13 protein-coding genes are annotated in these 19,138 nt (G+C 72.0%); 3 read left to right on the top strand and 10 right to left on the bottom strand.

Annotated features, from left to right (window positions below; translation table 11 throughout):
* Window positions 1-142 precede the first annotated feature (142 nt).
* Together ACQPZO_RS06875 and ACQPZO_RS06870 are read left to right on the top strand one after the other, a co-directional pair.
* The gene (locus tag ACQPZO_RS06875) at window positions 143-1,018 is read left to right on the top strand and encodes an FAD:protein FMN transferase (protein ID WP_433348070.1); all 876 of its coding nucleotides are present in this window, start codon (window positions 143-145) and stop codon (window positions 1,016-1,018) included.
* 351 nt (window positions 1,019-1,369) lie between these two features.
* Complete coding sequence (locus ACQPZO_RS06870; protein ID WP_433348068.1) at window positions 1,370-1,726, top strand: hypothetical protein; 357 nt, start codon at window positions 1,370-1,372, stop codon at window positions 1,724-1,726.
* Between the two features lie 86 nt (window positions 1,727-1,812).
* On the opposite strand, the gene serA is transcribed toward ACQPZO_RS06870, so the two are convergent.
* The 5 genes from serA to ACQPZO_RS06845 form a co-directional block, all read right to left on the bottom strand.
* Complete coding sequence (gene serA / locus ACQPZO_RS06865; protein ID WP_433348066.1) at window positions 1,813-3,411, bottom strand: phosphoglycerate dehydrogenase; 1,599 nt, start codon at window positions 3,409-3,411, stop codon at window positions 1,813-1,815.
* 265 nt (window positions 3,412-3,676) lie between these two features.
* Window positions 3,677-4,690 carry a ketol-acid reductoisomerase gene (gene ilvC / locus ACQPZO_RS06860; RefSeq protein WP_433348064.1) on the bottom strand — a complete coding sequence of 338 codons (1,014 nt, stop codon included), beginning with the start codon at window positions 4,688-4,690 and terminating at the stop codon, window positions 3,677-3,679.
* Between the two features lie 71 nt (window positions 4,691-4,761).
* On the bottom strand, window positions 4,762-5,277 hold the full coding sequence (gene ilvN, locus ACQPZO_RS06855) for an acetolactate synthase small subunit (protein WP_396669758.1): 516 nt from the start codon (window positions 5,275-5,277) through the stop codon (window positions 4,762-4,764).
* A gap of 120 nt (window positions 5,278-5,397) precedes the next feature.
* Window positions 5,398-7,260 carry an acetolactate synthase large subunit gene (locus ACQPZO_RS06850; RefSeq protein WP_433348061.1) on the bottom strand — a complete coding sequence of 621 codons (1,863 nt, stop codon included), beginning with the start codon at window positions 7,258-7,260 and terminating at the stop codon, window positions 5,398-5,400.
* A 183-nt stretch (window positions 7,261-7,443) separates the two neighbouring features.
* Window positions 7,444-9,900, bottom strand: a complete 2,457-nt coding sequence (locus ACQPZO_RS06845; RefSeq protein WP_433350837.1) for a putative bifunctional diguanylate cyclase/phosphodiesterase — start codon at window positions 9,898-9,900, stop codon at window positions 7,444-7,446.
* 130 nt (window positions 9,901-10,030) lie between these two features.
* Here ACQPZO_RS06845 and ilvD point away from each other — a divergent pair, with 130 nt between their 5' ends.
* Entirely contained in the window at window positions 10,031-11,878 is a 1,848-nt protein-coding gene (gene ilvD, locus ACQPZO_RS06840; protein WP_433348060.1) for a dihydroxy-acid dehydratase, read from the top strand.
* A 91-nt stretch (window positions 11,879-11,969) separates the two neighbouring features.
* Here ilvD and ACQPZO_RS06835 read toward each other — a convergent pair whose 3' ends face one another.
* The 5 genes from ACQPZO_RS06835 to ACQPZO_RS06815 all read right to left on the bottom strand — a co-directional run bounded on the left by ACQPZO_RS06835 (window position 11,970) and on the right by ACQPZO_RS06815 (window position 18,778).
* Window positions 11,970-12,506, bottom strand: a complete 537-nt coding sequence (locus tag ACQPZO_RS06835; protein WP_433348058.1) for a hypothetical protein — start codon at window positions 12,504-12,506, stop codon at window positions 11,970-11,972.
* 528 nt (window positions 12,507-13,034) lie between these two features.
* Window positions 13,035-15,506: a glycoside hydrolase family 2 protein gene (locus ACQPZO_RS06830; RefSeq protein WP_433348056.1), complete on the bottom strand. Its 2,472-nt coding sequence runs from the start codon at window positions 15,504-15,506 to the stop codon at window positions 13,035-13,037.
* A complete protein-coding gene (locus tag ACQPZO_RS06825; RefSeq protein ID WP_433350835.1) occupies window positions 15,503-16,348 on the bottom strand; it encodes a carbohydrate ABC transporter permease in 846 nt (281 codons plus the stop codon). Before ACQPZO_RS06825 ends, ACQPZO_RS06830 begins: the two co-directional genes overlap by 4 nt.
* A 38-nt stretch (window positions 16,349-16,386) precedes the next feature.
* Entirely contained in the window at window positions 16,387-17,403 is a 1,017-nt protein-coding gene (locus ACQPZO_RS06820) for a carbohydrate ABC transporter permease (RefSeq protein WP_433348054.1), read from the bottom strand.
* A 91-nt stretch (window positions 17,404-17,494) separates the two neighbouring features.
* Window positions 17,495-18,778 carry an ABC transporter substrate-binding protein gene (locus ACQPZO_RS06815; protein ID WP_433348052.1) on the bottom strand — a complete coding sequence of 428 codons (1,284 nt, stop codon included), beginning with the start codon at window positions 18,776-18,778 and terminating at the stop codon, window positions 17,495-17,497.
* Between the last annotated feature and the right edge of the window lie 360 nt (window positions 18,779-19,138).

Raw genomic sequence — 19,138 nt, 5'->3', positions numbered from 1 at the left:
GGGAAGGGAACGCACAGCAGGCTCCCAGGTGGGATTCATGGTGTGGTCAACTTCGCTGCTTAGGGTCGATGGCGAACGGGTCACGGGGCCCGGACGGGATTCGCCGTATCGCTGCGGCGCCGTCAGCGAAGGAGCGACTGCCATGCGGATCGACGAGCAGCCCCGGCACCGGTGGGTCGACGAGCAGCCCCGCACGCAGTGGGTGGACCAGTCGACATTCGCCAGCCGCCGCCCCGACCTGCGCCTGGGCAGCCGCACCCACCGCCTCGACCGGGCCGGTGGCACCGCCGCCGACCGGATCGCCGTGCAGCACACCGTCGGCACCAGCACGGCCGAGTACTCCCTGCTGCTCAACGCCCCGAGCTGGCTGGGCCGGCGTGGGGTGGGCGAGGCGCTCGCCGACGCCGTCGCCGAACTGCGGGCCATCGACCTCACCTACGGCCCGAACCGGCGCGACAGCCTCGTCTCCCGGCTGCGCCGGGGGGAGATCAGCCCCGAGTCGTACCCACCGCTGGCCGACCTGGTGGACCGGTGCGCCGCCATGCGGGCGGCGACCGACGGCTGGTTCGACGCGTGGGCGGTGCCCGGCGGCTTCGACCCGGGCGGCCTGCTCGGCGGCTGGGCGGTGGAGCGGGCCGCAGCCCGGCTGCGCGCCGCCGGCATCCACGACTACGCCGTGCTCACCGGCGCCGACCTGGTGGTACGCGGGCACGCCGCGCACGGCGGCCCGTGGCGGGTGGCCGTGCACCACCCGACCGACTCTCGCCGGCCTCCGCTCGTGCTGGAGATGACGGCCGGCGCGGTGGGCACCTCCGGGGTGACCGGGCGGCGGGGGCACGTGGTCGACCCGCACACCGGGGAGCCCGCCGACCAGCTCGACGCCGCCACGGTGATCGGGCCGGACCTGGCGGTGGCCGACGCCTACGCCACCGCGCTCTACGCCGCGGGCCCGGCGGGGCTGGACTGGTTCCGCGACGGGTCGGACTACCGGGCGCTGTTCGCGCACCGCCGCCGCTGAGATCCGACCGGGCCACCCTCGGCGGCCGGTCTTCGCATCCCGGCCGTGGGTGACCCGCGATCGGCCCCCACGGTCTCGGCAACGGCCGTGGGAGCCGGTCAGCGACGAGTGCGCGTGGCTCGCGCAATCGAGGGGTGCGGACCCGGGCCGGGGCGGACGTCAACCGCGTCACCCGAAGACGGGCCGACGCCGAACTCAACCAGTGACCGCACGAGTACGCTAGCGAATCGCCGTAACTCGATGCAAGGGTCTCCACTGCGGACCGTCTCCGAAGGACGCTCGGAAGTTTCGCGACTGACCTGCGGCGGTGTCACGGTGACTTCCCCGGCCCGGGATGGCACGCTGTCCGCCGTGAGTTTCGATCTGAGCGTGTGGGCCCTCCCGGACAGGGCCACGCCCATGGACGTGCGGGCAGCGGTGCAACGGTGCCGACAGGGGCAGCACGACGACCGCTATCCGGACCCACGGGTCGTCGCCTTCTACCGGGCGATCACCGGCCGCTATCCGGACCGACCGGCGGGCCCGGGTTCCCCGTGGGTGGTCGCGCCCCTGCACGCGGCCAACGACCACATCGAGATGAACCTCAACCCGGCCTGCGAGGACCAGGTGCTGCTCGACATCGAGCGGCTGGCCGGCGAGTGTCACCTGATGCTGTTCGACTACCAGGACGGCTCGGTCTACCCGCCACCCGCCCCGGCGCGCCGCTGACCGGTTGACGGCGAGGGGCCCGGCCGTTCGGCCGGGCCCCCGATCCGTCCTGCGTGGACGCCGTGTCACTCGAATCCTGGATGGACCTACTCGTCGCGCAGGTCGGCGGCGCTGGCCGAGGTCGCGCCGATCGAGTCAGCCGCGGAGGTGAGCAGGTCCGCGCCGAGCGCCTGGTCGACCGTGAGGGTCATCAGCGTCTCACCGCCGGCCTCCCGGCGGGCCACCTGCATCGCCGCGATGTTGATGCCGGCCTCGCCGAGCAGGGTGCCGACGGTGCCGACCACGCCCGGCCGGTCCGCGTAGCGCAGGAAGAGCAGGATGCCCTCCGCGCCGATCTCCACGTCGAAGCCGTCCACCTCGGTGAGCTTGAGGACGTCGCGGGCCCCGGCGTGGGTGACCGTGCCGGAGACGCTGACCGTGCGACCGTCCGGCAGCGCGCCGCGGACGGTCACCAAGGTCGGGTGCTCGGCGGTGTCGGCCTGGCTGGCGAGGTTGACCTCGACGCCACGCTCGGCGGCCAGGTGCGGCGCGTTGACGTAGGTGACCTGCTCCTCGACCACGGAGCTGAACAGCCCCTTGGTGGCCGCGAGCTTGAGCACCGAGACGTCGTGGTTGACGACTGCCCCGCGCACCTCGACGGTGACGCTGGCGGCCACCCCGCCGGCCACGGCGGTGAACGCCCGGCCGAGCTTCTCGGCCAGCGGCAGCAGCGGGCGGACGTCCTCGGCGACCACGCCGCCGGCCTGCACGTTGACCGCGTCCGGCACGAACTCGCCCTGCAACGCCAGCTTCACGCTCCTGGCCACGGCCAGGCCGGCCTTGTCCTGCGCCTCGGCGGTGGAGGCGCCCAGGTGCGGGGTGGCCACCACGTTGTCGAAGGCGAACAGCGGGGAGGAGGTGCACGGCTCCTTGCTGTACACGTCGACGCCGGCACCACCGACCCGGCCCTCGGCGATCGCGTCGGCGAGGGCCTGCTCGTCGACCAGCCCGCCCCGGGCCGCGTTGACGATCCGCACCCCCGGCTTGACGATCGCCAGTTCCTTCTCGCCGATCAGGCCCACGGTCTCCGGGGTCTTCGGCAGGTGGATCGAGATGAAGTCGCTCTCCCGCAGCAGCTCCTCCAGCCCGACCAGGCGCACCCCGAGCTGCGCCGCGCGGGCCGGCTGGATGTACGGGTCGTACGCGATCAGCCGGGTGCCGAAGGCGGCGATCCGAGACGCGAAGAGCACCCCGATCCGGCCGAGGCCGACCACGCCCACGGTCTTGCCCTGCACCTCGACGCCGGTGTACTTGGACCGCTTCCACTCGCCGGCCTTGAGCGCGGCGCTGGCGCTGGCGGTGTTGCGGGCCACGGCCAGCAGCAGCGCGACGGCCTGCTCGGCGGCGGAGACGATGTTGGAGGTGGGGGCGTTGACGACCATGACGCCCCGCGCGGTGGCGGCCGGAACCTCGACGTTGTCCAGACCCACGCCGGCCCGGGCCACCACCTTCAGCCGCGGGGCGGCGGCGATCGCCTCGGCGTCGATCTGCGTGGCGCTGCGCACGATCACCGCGTCGGCCTCGGAGAGCGCGGAGAGCAGGGCCTGACGGTCGGTGCCGTCGACGTGACGGACGTCGAAGTCGTGGGCGAGCACCTCGATGGCGGCGGGGGCGAGTTCTTCGGCGATCAGTACGACAGGAGTCATCGGTCCTCGTAGAGGTCGTGTGGCGGTCGGCCGGGACGTGGGGGCGCCGCGCTGCGCCCTGCGCCGAGTCGTGCCATGGCCGTCAGGTGGCGGCTACGCACCTACCCGCGATGGTAGGGCGCGGGCTGGCCGGCGTGCCCCGGACTGCGGGGTGAGGGCCCTCACAAACCCGACATGTCAGCGGGGTTACGGACAGGCGAGCAGACAGCGGCGACCCGCCCGGCGCCGGGGAGGACGGCGGGCGGGTCGTCGCGTGCGGTGTGGCTCAGGCGGTCTCGGTGATCGGCCGGTCGACCCAGCTCATCATGCCTCGCAGCTTGCTGCCGGTCTCCTCGATCGGGTGCGCCGCGCCCTCGGCCTGCCACTTGGCGAAGTTCGGCCGGCCCGCGTCGTCCTCGGCGATCCACTCGCGGGCGAACTGGCCGGACTGGACCTCGCCGAGGATCTTGCGCATCTCCTCTTTGACCCGGGCGTCGATCACGCGCGGGCCACGGGAGAGGTCGCCGTACTCGGCGGTGTCGGAGATGCTGTAGCGCATCTTCGCGATGCCGCCCTCGTACATCAGGTCGACGATCAGCTTCAGCTCGTGCAGGCACTCGAAGTAGGCCACCTCGGGGGCGTAGCCCGCCTCGGTGAGCACCTCGAACCCGGTCTGCACCAGGGCCGCCGCGCCGCCGCAGAGCACCGCCTGCTCGCCGAACAGGTCGGTCTCCGTCTCCTCCTTGAAGGTGGTCCGGATCACGCCGGCCCGGGTGCCGCCGATCCCCTTCGCGTAGGCCAGGGCCAGCGCGAGGGCGGTGCCGGTGGCGTCCTGCTCGACGGCGACCAGGCAGGGCACGCCCTTGCCGTCGACGTACTGGCGGCGGACCAGGTGACCCGGGCCCTTCGGGGCGACCATCGCGACGTCCACGTCGGCCGGCGGCTTGATCAGGTCGTACCGGATGTTGAAGCCGTGGCCGAAGAGGATGGCCTTGCCGGGCGCCAGGTTCGGCGCGATCGCCTCCGTGTAGAGGGTCCGCTGGGCGGTGTCCGGGGCCAGGATCATGATCACGTCGGCCTCGGCCGCGGCCTCCGCCGGGGTGAGCACCCGCAGGCCCTGCTCCTCGGCCTTGGGACGGCTCTTCGAGCCCGCCGGCAGGCCGATCACCACGTCGACGCCGGAGTCCCGCAGCGACAGCGCGTGGGCGTGGCCCTGGCTGCCGTACCCGATCACCGCCACCTTCTTGGCCTGGATCAGGCCCAGGTCGGCATCGTCGTCGTAGTACACCTCAACGCTCATTGACTTCCCTTTCGTACGGCGGCCCGGGCGGCCCGTCGTGGCTTGTGCGGGTGGTGTGGCGGGCAAGGGACTCAGGCGGCCCTCAGCGCCGGGCCGGCGGCGATCGAACGCGAGCCGCGCCCGATCGCCACCGTGCCGGACTGGACCATCTCCTTGATCCCGAACGTTTCGAGGTCGCGCAGCAGCGCGTCCAGCTTGTCGGGGGTGCCGGTGGCCTCGATCGTCAGCGTGTCGGGCGCGACGTCGACCACCCGGGCGCGGAACAGGTTGACCGTCTCGAGCACCTGGCCACGGATGGCCCGGTCGGCGCGGACCTTGACCAGCAGCAGTTCCCGGGCGACCGAGACCTGCGGGTCCAGCTCGACGATCTTGAGCACGTTGACCAGCTTGTTGAGCTGCTTGGTGACCTGTTCCAGGGGGGACGACTCGGCGTTGACCACGATGGTGATCCGGGAGACGTCCGGGTTCTCGGTCTCGCCGACGGCGAGACTGTCGATGTTGAAGCCGCGCCGGGAGAACAGCCCGGAGACCCGGGCCAGGACGCCCGGCTTGTTCTCCACGAGCACCGAAAGCGTGTGCAGGTTCATTACAGTGCCTTCCTCGTCATGCCCTCATGGCCCTCGCTTCGCTCGGTGCATTCGGTCATGGAACTGCCTTCCTTGTCATGCCCTCATGGCCCTCGCTTCGCTCGGTGCATTCGGTCATGACTACACATCGTCCTCGTCGAAGGTCGGGCGGACGCCGCGGGCGAACATGATCTCGTCGTTGCTGGTGCCGGCGGCCACCATCGGCCAGACCATCGCGTCCTTGCCGACCACGAAGTCGATCACGACGGGGGCGTCGTTGATCGCCATCGCCGCCTCGATGGTGGAGTCCACGTCGGCCGCGCTCTCGCAGCGCAGGCCGACGCAGCCGAGCGCCTCGGCGAGCTTGACGAAATCCGGGATGCGGTGCTTGTGGGTGCCCAGCTCGGTGTTCGAGTACCGCTCGTTGTAGAACAGCGTCTGCCACTGCCGGACCATGCCGAGGTTGCCGTTGTTGATCACGGCGATCTTGACCGGGATGCCCTCCAGCGCGCAGGTGGCCAGCTCCTGGTTGGTCATCTGGAAGCAGCCGTCGCCGTCCACCGCCCAGACCACCGTGTCCGGCCTGCCCACCTTGGCCCCCATGGCGGCCGGGACCGCGTAGCCCATGGTGCCGAGGCCGCCGGAGTTGAGCCAGGTGCCCGGCCGCTCGTACGAGATGAACTGCGACGCCCACATCTGGTGCTGGCCGACGCCGGCGACGTAGACGGCCTCCGGCCCGACGATCTTCCCGAGCCGCTCGATCACGTACTGCGGGGAGAGGGAGCCGTCGGCCGACTCCTCGTAGCCCAGCGGGTACCGCTTGCGCAGCTCGTCGAGCTGGGCCCACCAGTCGCCAAGGTCGGCCGGACGGCCGGCGGACCGCTCGGTGGTGACCGCGGCGATCAGCTCGTCGATCACGTGCCGGGCGTCGCCGACGATCGGCACGTCCGCGTGCCGGTTCTTGCCGATCTCGGCCGGGTCGATGTCGGCGTGCACGACGGTCGCGTCCGGGGCGAACGAGTCCAGCTGGCCGGTGACGCGGTCGTCGAACCGGGCGCCGAGCGCCACGATCAGGTCCGACTTCTGCAGGCCGTAGACCGCCGACACGGTGCCGTGCATGCCCGGCATGCCCAGGTGCTGCGGGTGCGAGTCGGGGAACGCCCCGAGCGCCATCAGCGTGGTGACCACCGGGATGCCGGTCAGCTCGGCCAGCCGACGCAGCCCGTCCGTGGCGCCGGCCTTGAGCACCCCGCCGCCGACGTAGAGCACCGGCCGGCGGGCCGAGGTCATCAGCCGGGCGGCCTCCCGGATCTGCTTGCCGTGCGGGTGCAGGGTCGGCCGGTACCCGGGCAGGTCCAGCGTCGGCGGCCAGGAGAAGGTGGTCTGCGCCTGGAGGACGTCCTTCGGGATGTCCACCAGCACCGGGCCGGGGCGGCCGGTCGAGGCCAGGTGGAACGCCTCGGCGAGCACCTGCGGGATCTCCTCCGGCGTCTGCACCAGGAAGTTGTGCTTGGTGATCGGCAGGGTGATGCCCTGGATGTCGGCCTCCTGGAAGGCGTCCGTGCCGATCGACGGCCGGGCCACCTGACCGGTGATCGCCACCATGGCCACCGAGTCCATGTACGCGTCGGCGATCGGGGTGACCAGGTTCGTCGCGCCCGGGCCGGAGGTGGCCATGCAGACCCCGACCTTGCCGGTGGCCTGGGCGTACCCGGTGGCCGCGTGTCCGGCGCCCTGCTCGTGCCGGACCAGGATGTGCCGGACGGTGGAGTCGTAGAGCGGGTCGTACGCCGGGAGGATCGCCCCGCCCGGGATGCCGAAGACGACGTCGACGCCGAGCGCCTCCAGGGACCGTACGAGCGACCCGGCTCCGGAGATCTGCGCGGGGGCGGGCTGCCGTACCGCCGGGGCGGACGGCGCGACCTGGTCGGCGGTCGCCGGCTCGGCGCCGGCACGGGTCCGGCGGGCGGAGTGGGCGAGGGTCTCTGGCGTGGGTCTCGTCATGGCGGTTCAGGCCTTCGGCTGGAGTGGCTGATGCTCTTCAGGCGGTGCAACGCGGGCGGGGCACACCCGGATGGGTCCGACGGCAATAAAAACGGCCCTCGTGCAGATGCACGGGGCCAGCGCACTCTCGATGACGGAGAGTGCGCTCAGGTAAGTACTCGAAGAGAGGTCGACGGCATGCGGTCAAGCCTGCCGCATCTCACGCGATGAGTCAACTGATCCCACATTTTGGTTAACGGGCGTCGGTGACGTGCTCTCCGGCACACCGGTGCCGACCGCCCCGAGCTGCGCGGACGCGCCCCCGTCGGGGCGTTGGGCGGGCATCGCCGGCAGCCGCCGCGGACGCGCCGCCGCGGGCGGGGCCGGCACGGCAGCGGGGTGCCCGGCGAGGTGCCCGGCGGGCGGCGCCGACACGGGGGCGGGACGCGCGCCACCGGACGTGGCGGCCTCCAGCATCGCCTCCAGGTGCTCGCCCGGCACCCCCCAGCCGAAGAGCGCGCCCTGGCCCCACCGGCAACCGGCGGCGACCACCGCGGCCAGCTCGGTGGGGGTGGTCACCCCCTCGGCGATCACCTCCATCCCGAGCTGGTGGCCCAGCCGCATGACGATGTCGACCATCGGGGCGAAGGCCGGGCCGTCGGTGCCCACGGGGCGAACCGGCTCGTGCTCGGCGACCAGACTGTGGTCGATCTTGAGAATGTCGATCGGCAGCCGGCGTAGCTGCCCGAGCGACGAGTACCCGGCGCCGAAGTCGTCCAGGGCGATCCGGACGCCGGTACGCCGCAGCGCGGTCAGCCGCCGGACCAGTTCGTCGAGGTCGGTCGCGACGGCGTGCTCGGTGACCTCCAGCACCAGCCGCTGCGGCGGCACGTGGTGGGCGCGCAGCGCCTCGGCGACCTGGACCACGTACTCGGGGGCGTGCAGCTCCCGGGGGGAGACGTTCACCGAGACCCACACGTCGTGCCCGTCGGCCAGCCAGCGGGAGAGCTGGTGACACGCCTGGTGCAGCACCCACGCCCCGAGCTTGGCGATCATCCCGCACTCCTCGGCCAGCGGGATGAACTCGTCCGGGCGGACGTTGCCCAGCTCCGGATGGCGCCAACGCAGCAGCGCCTCCGCGCCCACCGGGCGCACCGACGGCAGCGACGCCACCGGCTGGAACACCAACCGCAGCTCGTCGCGCTCGATCGCGCCGCGCAGCTCGTGCTCCAGCGTCGTGCGGCGGCGCAGCAGCTCGTCGTAGGCGACGTCGTAGTGCTCGATCCGGTTCTTGCCGCGCTGCTTGGCGTAGCGCAGGGCCAGGTCGGCGTGGCGCAGCAGCAGCTCGGTGTCCGGCTCGTCGGGCTGCCCGGCCACCCCGATGCTGACCGAGAGGAAGACCGGCCCGCCCGGCTGCTCGTACGGGCGGCCGAGCAGCCCGAGCAGCCGCTCGGCGACCCGGCCGGCGTCGGGCGGGCGGCCGGGCATGAGCACCGCGAACTCGTCGCCGCCCAGCCGGGCGGCCAGGTCGCCGGGGCGCAGGTTGCCGCGCAACCGCCGGCCCACCTCGGCCAGCACCTCGTCGCCCACGTCGTGCCCGCGCATGTCGTTGACGTTCTTGAAGCCGTCCAGGTCCAGGCCGAGCAGCACGCACGGGACGCCGGAACCGGTGCTGTCCTGCAGGGCGCGCAGCAGCCCCCGCCGGTTGGCCAGGCCGGTCAGCGGGTCGGTGTGGGCCAGCTCCCGGAAGTGCGCCTCGCGCTCGGCGAGCCGGCTCGCGTACCGGCGCACGTCGTGCAGGGCGAGGTACTGCCGGGCCACCAGCGCGAACCCCTCGACGCTGCCGGCGACGATGCCCAGCGCGTCGAACCGGCCGCCCTGGAGCAGGTGGTACATCGCGGAGGCGGCCATCGCGACCATCGGGACGAAGGCGTACGCGCCATCCCGGCGGATCAGGTCGACGTCGAGCTGCCCCGGCGGGGCGGCCCGGTGCACGGCCCGGTGCACGGCCAGCGCGGCGGTCAGCAGCCCGGCCGCGAGCAGGACCGTGCCGGCCAGCAGCATGCCGGGCACGGCCTGGCAGAGCCCGCCGGCGATGCCCAACCCGCCGCAGGTGACCGCCGTGATCCCGGCGCCGAGCCAGGCCAGCCGGCGGCGGGGCGCGGCGGCCCGCATGAGCACGATCAGGGTGAGCCCGGCGATGAGCGCCACGCTGACGCTGGCCAGCAGGATCGGCGCGCAGGCCGCCGGGACGGCGGTGGCGAGCAGCCGGGTCGGCTCGGAGAGGAGAACCCAGCCGACGAACCAGAGCGCGGTCGCCATGATCAGGCCGTCGAGCACCAGCCGGGCCGTCGCCGCCCGGGTGGGCCCCGCGCCGGTCAGCCGGAGCAGGCCCGCGCCGAAGGCGAACGCGCTCACCGCGGTGCCGACGGAGACCAGGGTGGCCCAGCCGACGCGCAGACCCTGCTGATCGGCCAGGTGCGGGCCGCCGACGAGCGGCACCGCCCACCCGATCAGCAGACTGAACAGCGCGAACGCCCCGGCGGCGGCGACCAGCGCGACGGCCTGGCCGGGCCCCCGCCCCGCCCGGCGGGCGAGGACGACGAGCAGCGCGGTGGCGCCGGCGGCCACGAGGCCGCTCAGCACCGCCACAGCAATCATGCCCGGGGGGAAGTGCACGTCCTCAACTGTGCCGGATGCCCGCTCGGCATGGGGGGCCGGGTGCGCAACTGTTGGGACACGGCGCGGCACCCCTGGGAGCACCCCGGCCGACGGTGCAAGACTGGTACGCATGCCTGAGCTGCGGTCGAGAACCTCCACGCACGGCCGGACGATGGCCGGCGCCCGGGCCCTGTGGCGGGCCACCGGGATGACCGACGACGACTTCGGCAAGCCGATCGTCGCCATCGCCAACAGTTTCACCCAGTTCGTGCCCGGCCACGTGCATCTCAAGGACATGGGCGGCCTCGTCGCCGACGCGGTGGCCGAGGCCGGCGGGGTGGGCCGGGAGTTCAACACGATCGCGGTCGACGACGGCATCGCCATGGGCCACGGCGGGATGCTCTACTCCCTGCCCAGCCGGGAGCTGATCGCCGACGCGGTGGAGTACATGGTCAACGCGCACTGCGCGGACGCCCTGGTCTGCATCTCGAACTGCGACAAGATCACCCCCGGCATGCTGCTGGCCGCGCTGCGGCTGAACATCCCCACCGTCTTCGTCTCCGGCGGCCCGATGGAGGCCGGCAAGACGATGGCGATCGAGGGGATCGTGCACTCCAAGATCGATCTGATCGACGCCATGGTCGCCTCGTCCAACGACGCGGTCACCGACGACCAACTCGGCGAGATCGAGCGGTCGGCCTGCCCGACCTGCGGATCCTGCTCCGGCATGTTCACCGCGAACTCGATGAACTGCCTCGCCGAGGCGATCGGCCTGGCCCTGCCCGGCAACGGCTCGACGCTGGCCACCCACGCCGCGCGCCGGTCGCTCTTCGTCGAGGCCGGCCGCACCGTCGTGGAGATCGCCAAGCGCTGGTACGACGGCGACGACACCTCGGTGCTGCCCCGGCAGGTCGCCAACCGGGCCGCGTTCGAGAATGCGGTCGCCCTGGACGTGGCGATGGGCGGGTCGACCAACACGATCCTGCACCTGCTCGCCGCCGCCCGGGAGGCCGAGATGGACTTCTCGGTGGCCGACATCGACGCGATCTCCCGCCGGGTGCCGTGCCTGGCCAAGGTCGCCCCGAACTCGCCGCAGTACCACATGGAGGACGTGCACCGGGCCGGCGGCATCCCGGCCATCCTCGGCGAGCTGGACCGCGCCGGCCTGCTGCACCGGGACGTGCACGCCGTGCACTCCCCCAGCCTCGCGCAGTGGCTCGCCGACTGGGACGTGCGGGGCGGCTCGGCCACCTCCGAGGCGGTCGAGCTCTTCCACGCCGCCCCCGGCGGGGTGCGCACCACCGAGCCGTTCTCCACCACCAACCGCTGGTCCACGCTGGACACCGACGCGGCCGGTGGCTGCGTGCGGGACCTCGCCCATGCCTACAGCGCGGACGGCGGGCTGGCCATCCTGCACGGCAACCTCGCCCCGGAGGGCTGCGTGGTGAAGACCGCCGGGGTGCCCGACGACTGCCTGACCTTCCGCGGCCCGGCAAAGGTGTACGAGTCGCAGGACGACGCGGTGACGGCGATCCTGGCGAAGGAGATCGTCGCCGGGGACGTGGTGGTGATCCGGTACGAGGGCCCGAAGGGCGGCCCCGGCATGCAGGAGATGCTCTACCCCACCTCGTTCCTCAAGGGCCGGGGGCTGGGCAAGTCCTGCGCGCTGCTCACCGACGGCCGGTTCTCCGGCGGCACCTCGGGGCTGTCCATCGGGCACGCCTCCCCCGAGGCGGCCTCCGGCGGCCTGATCGCCCTGGTCGAGCCCGGCGACGAGATCATCATCGACATCCCGAACCGGTCGATCTCGCTCGACGTCGCCGCCGACGTGCTGGAGGCCCGCCGGATCGCCCAGGAGAAGCGCGCCCGGCCGTACACCCCGGTCGACCGCGAACGGCCGGTGTCGGCGGCGCTGCGCGCGTACGCCTCGATGGCCACCTCGGCCAGCGACGGCGCGTACCGCCGGGTGCCGGAGTAGGCGCGGGGCCCCTGCCGCCGCTCCCGCGCCCGGCAGGGGCCTCCCCGACGCTGCTCACGTATCCGCGTCCGGCAAGCCTCCCCGACGCCGCTCAGTACCCGACCAGGGCGATGACGAGCGACGACACCGCGGCGGCGAGCAGCACCCCGCCCGCGCCGATTCCGACCACCGCGCTCACCGGCACGGTGCGGGCCCGGGCGACCGGAACCGCCGCCAGCGCCGCCGCCGTCACCAGGGCGGCGACCACGTGGATCAACGGATAGTCGAGCAGCGCCGCGACCGGGAACAGGTGCACCCCCACCACGAGCGCCACCCAGACGGGGATCAGCTCCCGGCGGCCTCGCAGGGCGAGCAGCCCGGCGCCGAGTGCCGCGACGCCGAACTCGATGCCGACGACCAGGCCGAAGGTGCGGCTGGTGTCGGCGTCGAAGGCCGTCGGGTCGGACCAGCGGCGCCAGGTGAGAATCCCGCCGGCGACGGCGGTGAGCAGCGAGAGCACCGATCCGACGGCGAGTACCGGACGCCAACTCCTGGGCGGCGCCTCCTGGGCCCAGCCGAACCAGCTCGACGCGAAGAAGCCGAACACGACTGCTGTGGCCGACGCGTCCCGCACATGCTCCGCGATCATGGCTCCCCCTCGGTGGTGCGGCGTCGACAGGCCGGTCTTCCGGCACGACGGCCTACCCGATCTTGGTAGATCCTCGCCGACGATCGGTGCCGGGCGGGCATCGGGGGCGGACACGAGCTGCTCAGGGTGCATCCACCCGACGTCCGGCAGTAGCGGGAAGCGATCGCCAGCCCGGGAGTAGAACTGCTCCCCGTTGCCGAACTCGACCCCGCGCAGATCGCCGTACCAGCGGCCGTCCGGGACCGGCCGCACCAGGAGTTCCTGGAATGGCACCTTGACGAGGTGTTCAAGGCGGCGTAGCGCCCGGCCTGTTCCTGACCGGCCGAAAGCCCGGTCGGCCACAGGCCCACTTGCCGTTCTCCGCGCAGGCTGGCCTGTCCAAGATCACGCTCAATCGTGGATGCAGTGGTGTCGTTTAATCCGGGATGCCACTACATCCCGGATCGAGCACGATCTTGGCGGAGCGCGGCGGGGCGGCGCGCGAGCAACCCGGACATCGCAAGGCTCACCGTCGTGCTGGCCCTCCCTTCAATTGACCGTTCGCAGCACGGGCCGAATGGTCAGGGCGGTCACGTCGAACGGGCGCGGTGCGCGGACCGTGAACGTCGTCGACTCGCCCGGCAGCAGGGTGATCAGAGCGTCGTCGACCTCGGCGGCCGGGTCGAGCCGGTCCGGGAACAGGGCCAGGTCGCGCAGGATCGTGCGGGCGGTAACCCGAACCCGCACACCGCCGTCGAACAATTCGGCCGTGGCCTCGTGGTCGGCCACCGGCCAGGGAATGTCCCTGTCCTCGGCGAAGAACCAGAACGCCCGCTCGACGCCCTGGCCCGCCTCGGCCACCAGCAGCTCCCGCCGGGCCTCCTCGGGCCGCGCCAGGTCCGCCGGCAACTCCAGCGTCACCGAGGCGTACGCGGGCACGTCGAGGTCGTACGTCGTCTTCGCCCGCGCCTCGCCGTCCAGGGTGAGCCGGGTGACCGTGGCGGGGGCCCGCCACGGCCGGCCGGTCTCGTTGACCGCCACCAGCGCCAGCCCGCCGTCGCGGGGCTGGACCGTGAGCAGCCGGTCGGCGTACGCCCGGCGCAGCGCGTACCACAGCGGTTTGCGGCGGCCGTCGCCGTCGATCGCCGACCAGGAGGTCACCGGCCAGCAGTCGTTCAGCTGCCAGACGATGGTGCCCGCGCAGACCGGCCGGTGCGAGCGGAAGTGTTCCACCCCGAGCTGGATGGCCCGGGCCTGGTTGAGCTGCGTGAAGTAGTGCCACTCGTCGAAGTCGACCGGCGGCGGCAGGTGGGCGTCCAGGCCGCGTTGGAGCTTCGCGTCGCCGCCGATGGCCTTCTGGTGGTGGGCCATGCCGGGCGAGTCGTGGGCGAGGGGGTCGTCGGAGATCGCCCGGCGCAGGGTCGCGTACGCCGGGGGCGCCTGGTAGCCGAACTCGGCGACGAACCGGGGGACGTACTCCCGGTACTTCGTGTAGTCGTCGGTGTTCCACACGTCCCAGATGTGCGTGGTGCCGTGCGCCGGGTCGTTCGGGTGGATCTCCTCGGAGCCCGACCCGTCCGACCAGCCCGACCCGTCCGACCAGCCCGACCAGGGGCTGCCCGGCCAGTACGGGCGGGTCGGGTCCAGCTCGGCGACGATCCGGGGCAGCAGGTCCAGGTAGTAGCCCCGGCCCCAGGTGCGGCCCGCGAGGGGCTCCTGCCAGTCCCAGTCGCGCCAGCCCCAGATGTTCTCGTTGTTGCCGGTCCACAGCACCAGCGACGGGTGGGCGGCCAGCCGGGTGACCTGCTCGCGCGCCTCGGCCTCGACCTCGGAGCCGAACGGCTCCTCCTCCGGGTACGCCGCGCAGGCGAACAGGAAGTCCTGCTGGACCAGCAGCCCCCGCTCGTCGGCCAGCTCGTAGAAGTCCTCCGACTCGTACCGGCCGCCGCCCCAGACCCGCAGCAGGTTGATGTTCGCCCCGGCGGCCTGGTCGAAGCGCTCGGCCAGCCGCTGCCGGGTCACCCGGTTGGGGAAGGCGTCGTCGGGGATCCAGTTGACGCCGCGCACGAACACCGGCACGTCGTTGACGTGCAGGGCGAACGCGGAACCGTGCTCGTCCGGGGCGGTGTCCAGGCGGACCGTGCGGAAGCCGATCCGGCGGGACCAGGCGTCCAGCTTCCGCCCGTCGGCGGCGTGCAGGGTCACCGCGAGGGGGTGCAGCGGCTGGTCCCCGTACCCCCGGGGCCACCACAGCGCGGGGTCGCGGACCTCGACGGTCAGCGCGGCCGTGCGTTGGCCGGCCGCCACGACGGCCTCGGCGGCGACGCCGGCCACCTCGGCGCGGACGGTGACCGGCTCCTCGGCGGCGTGCTCGACCTCGACGCGCAGCTCGACCCGGCCGACGCCGCCGGCGACGGTGACCAGCGGGCGGACCGTCGCCAGCCGGGCCGTGGACCAGGCGTCCAGGGCGATGTCCTGCCAGATGCCGGCGGTGACCACCGTCGGCCCCCAGTCCCAGCCGAAGTTGCAGGCCGTCTTCCGGATGAAGTTGAAGGGCTCCGGGTACGCGTTGGGCCGGTCGCCGAGCCGGTCCCGGTGCGCCTCCGCGTACCGGTACGGCGAGTCGAGGCGGACGGTCAGCGTGTTGGCCCCTGGCCGCAGCGCGGACGTGACGTCGAAGCGGTGGCCGCGGTGCATGTTCTCGGTGCGGCCGACCTCGGCGCCGTTGAGGGTGACGGTGGCGACCGTGTCGAGGCCGGCGCAGGCCAGGTCGACCCGGTCGGCGTCACCGGCCGGCCGGTCGAAGGTGGTCTCGTACACCCAGTCGGTGCGCCCGATCCAGGCCAGCGCCGTCTCGTTGTCGTCCAGGTACGGGTCGGGGATGAAACCGGCGGCGAGCAGATCGGTGTGCACGCAGCCGGGCACGGTCGCCGGGACCGCCCGGTCGACGATCTCCGGCGGCACCTGCGGGCCGGGAACGGCCCGCAGCACCCACCCCTCGGACAACGAATGCCGGGTCACGACTTCACCGCACCTTCCATGATTCCGCGGACGATCTGGCGGCCACCGACGAACAGCATGATCAGCAGGGGCACGGTGGCGACGAACGCCCCCGCGAGCACCCGCCGGTAGATCACGTAGTTGCCGCTGGCGAGGTCGGAGATGGCCACCATCGAGGTGGGGAAGTCGGTGCCGCTGAGCGTGATCAGCGGCCACTGGAAGTCGTTCCAGGTGCCGACGAAGGTGAGCAGGCCGAGCACGGCCAGCGCCGGGCGGATCGCCGGCAGCACGATGTTCCAGTAGACGCGCATCGTGGTCGCGCCGTCCATCCGGGCCGACTCGACCAGCTCGTCGGGCACGGTGTTGAGGATGAACTGCCGCATGTAGAACACCCCGAACGCGGTGACCAGGCCGGGGGCGATGACCGCGAGCAGGGTGCCGTTCCAGCCGAGCTTGCCCATCACGATGTAGAGCGCGACGATGCCGAGCTGGTTGGGCACGGTGAGGGTGAGCACCACGAAGAGCATCAGCCACCTACTGCCCTTGAACCGCAGCTTCGCGAAGGCGAACCCGGCCAGCGAGCAGAAGAACAGCACCGAGGCGGTGACCGCGGTGGAGACGAGGGCGCTGTTGACCAGGCCGGCGGCGAAGTAGACGTCCTGAAGGGAGAAGACCTCGTCCAGGTTCGTCAGGAACTGGTCGCCCGGGACCACCGCCGGCGGGATCTTCGCGAGCGCCTCGTCGTTGCTGGTGGCGATGACGAACATCCAGTACAGCGGGAACGCGGAGAGCAGGATCGTCGTCGCCAGCAGCAGGTACGTCCAGACGCCGGCCGCGGTGTCCTGCGGTGCCCGGCCCAGCAGCCGCGCCCGGTTGCGCCCGCGCGGCCCACTCCTCGCGCTCACTGGCGGCCTCCGGAGAGTCGGTTCGTCAGCAGCGTGTTGATGCCGGCGACGACGAGGATGATCAAAAACAGGGCCCAGGACATCGCGGCGGCGTACCCGAGGTCGAGGTCCTTCCAGCCGACCTTGTAGATGAGCTGGGCGATGGTCTGCCACTCGCCGTTCGGGCCGCCGGTGGCCGCCTGCGCGTTCAGGTCGAACAGCATCGGCTCGGTGAAGAGCTGGAGCCCACCGATGGTGGAGAGCACCACGGTGAAGACGACGACCGGCTGGATCATCGGCACGGTGATCCGCCAGAGCTGCCGCCACGGGCCGGCGCCGTCGATGGCCGACGCTTCGTAGACGTCGCGCGGGATGGACTGCATCGCGGCCAGGTAGAGCAGCGCGTTGTAGCCGATCCACTTCCAGTTGACCATGGTGGCGATGGCGATCCAGGAGTGGAACTTGTCGGCCCGCCAGTCGGCCGGGGCGTCGCCGCCCAGGCCCACGAGGCCGAGCAGCCAGTTGGCCATGCCGAAGTCGCGGGAGAAGAAGACGCTGAACACCATGGTCGAGGCGACCAGCGGGGTGACGTACGGCAGCAGGATGCCGACCCGCCACCAGGTCTGCGCGCGCAGCTTGCGGTTCAGCAGCGAGGCGACCACCAGGGCGAGCAGGAGCTGCGGTATCGAGGAGAGCAGGAAGATGCCGAAGGTGTTGTAGAGCGCGTTCCAGAAGTCCTCGTCGCCGAGCAGCCTCGCGAAGTTGTCGAAGCCAGCCCAGGGCGGCAGGGTCGGGTCGTCGAGCTGGTAGTTCCGCAGCGAGACGACCCCGTTGAAGATCAGCGGGAAGAGCCCGAAGACTCCGAAGATCAGGAAGAACGGGGCGATCAGCAGGTACGGCATGTAGCGCATGTCGAAGCGGTACAGCCGGTTGCGCCAGGTGAGCCGCCGCTCGTCGGCCCCGGGGCCGTCGGCGCCGCGCTTGCGCGGGGTACGACGGCCCGGCGGGGCGGGCGCGGCACGGGTGGAGGACATGGGACGCTCCTGGGCCGAGGTGGACTGTCTCCGGGGTGGGACGCCGGGGCGGTGGCGGGGCGGGGCGGCCCCGCCACCGGTCACCGGACCGTCAGGACCTGCCGGCCTTCTCGGCCTCCTTGACCGCCTCCGCCCAGGCGGCGTCCGGCTTGAGGGTCTTGTTCTCCACCCGCTTGATGACGTTCTCCACCGCGACGCGGGTCGGACCGTTCTTCTTGCCCAGGTACTGCGGGGTGAGGCCCTGCGCCATCTTCGGGAAGATCTGCCCGACCGGCGCGTCGTTGAAGAACGGGTTCTTGAACTCGGCGATGGCCGGGTCGGAGTACAGGGCCGGCTGCGACGGCAGGTTGCCGACCTTCTTGAAGACCTCGATCTGCTGCTCCGGCTGGACCAGCCACTCCAGCAGCTTGTACGCCTCGTCGGCGTGCTTGCTCTGCTTGGGGACGGTCAGGAACGACCCGCCCCAGTTGCCGCCGCCGCCGGGCACCGCCGCGATGTCCCACTTGCCCTTGGTGCCGGGGGCGGTGTCCTTGATGTGGCCCAGCATCCACGCCGGGCAGGCGAGGACGGCGAAGGCGCCGCTGGTGAAGCCCTTGTCCCAGTCGGCCTGGAAGCTGGTCAGGTTGGCCGAGATGTCGGCTTGGAGGGCCTTGACCGTGTAGTCGAAGGCGACCTTCGGGCCGCCCTCCATCTGGAGCTGCTCCTGCTCGTTGTAGAAGCCGGTCTGCTGCTGGCCGAGGACCGGGTTGAACAGGTTGGTCCCGGCGTCGAGGAACTTCTTGTCGGTCTTGGCGGTGTACTGCTGACCGACCTCGATGAACCGGTCCCAGGTGGGCCAGAGCGCGGAGACCTGGTCCCGCTCGGTGGGCAGGCCGGCGGCCTTGAACAGGTCGGTGCGGTAGCACATGGCGAGGCCGCCGACGTCGGTGCCGAGGCCGATCTGGGTCTTGCCGTCGGCGGACAGCGACTGCTTCCACTTCCACGGCAGGTACTTGCTCTCGTACTGCCCGGCGCCCTTGTCCAGCAGGTTGACGAACTTGTCGGACTGGCTGCGGAACTGGACCATGAAGCCCTCGTCGATGGCGGCGATGTCCGCCGCGCCCGAGCCGGCGACCAGCTTCTTCTGCAGGTCCTCGTGCTGCGCGTTGTACTCGCCCGAGTTGAGCTGGATCTTGACGTTCGGGTGTGCGGCCTCGTACTTGGTCTTCAGGTCCTGGAGCCCGAAGTCGCCCCAGAAGTTGATTTTCAGGGTGACCGCGCCGCCGCCCGCCTCGTCGCCGCCGCTGGTGCTCTTGCCGCTGCACGCGGCCACCACGGCCAGGCTGACCGCGCCCACGGCGACCGCGCGGGCCCAGTGGGTCCAGGACCGTTTCATGTCATCCTCCGAGCAAGATGGGAACGCTCCCGACATCGAGAGTCGTTGACTGAACCGGATAAGTGAAGCCACCGTACGATCCCGTCTCGGTGGTGTCAACGAACGGTTAAGCCCGGGACCGTTCCGTAACTTCCGGCCGCATGGGAGCGCGAACATGCGTGGTTCACCGCTCTATGGCATCCCGATCGGCGACAGCGTCAGCCGCGCTCGACCGACGCCCCGTATGCTTAACCGGGCAAGTAATCCGTTCGGTCGCGCGGCGAGGCGGCCCCGGCCCCGGGCACCCGTGGGGCCGGTTGCAGTAGCGTGAGGGCCGCCGGCCACCCCGGCGCGGTGACACCCCGCCCGTGGCGGGCCCAG

It is taken from the genome of Micromonospora sp. CA-111912, assembly GCF_050948415.1.
Lineage (GTDB): Bacteria > Actinomycetota > Actinomycetes > Mycobacteriales > Micromonosporaceae > Micromonospora.
This window is presented reverse-complemented; position numbering and strand designations above follow the sequence as displayed.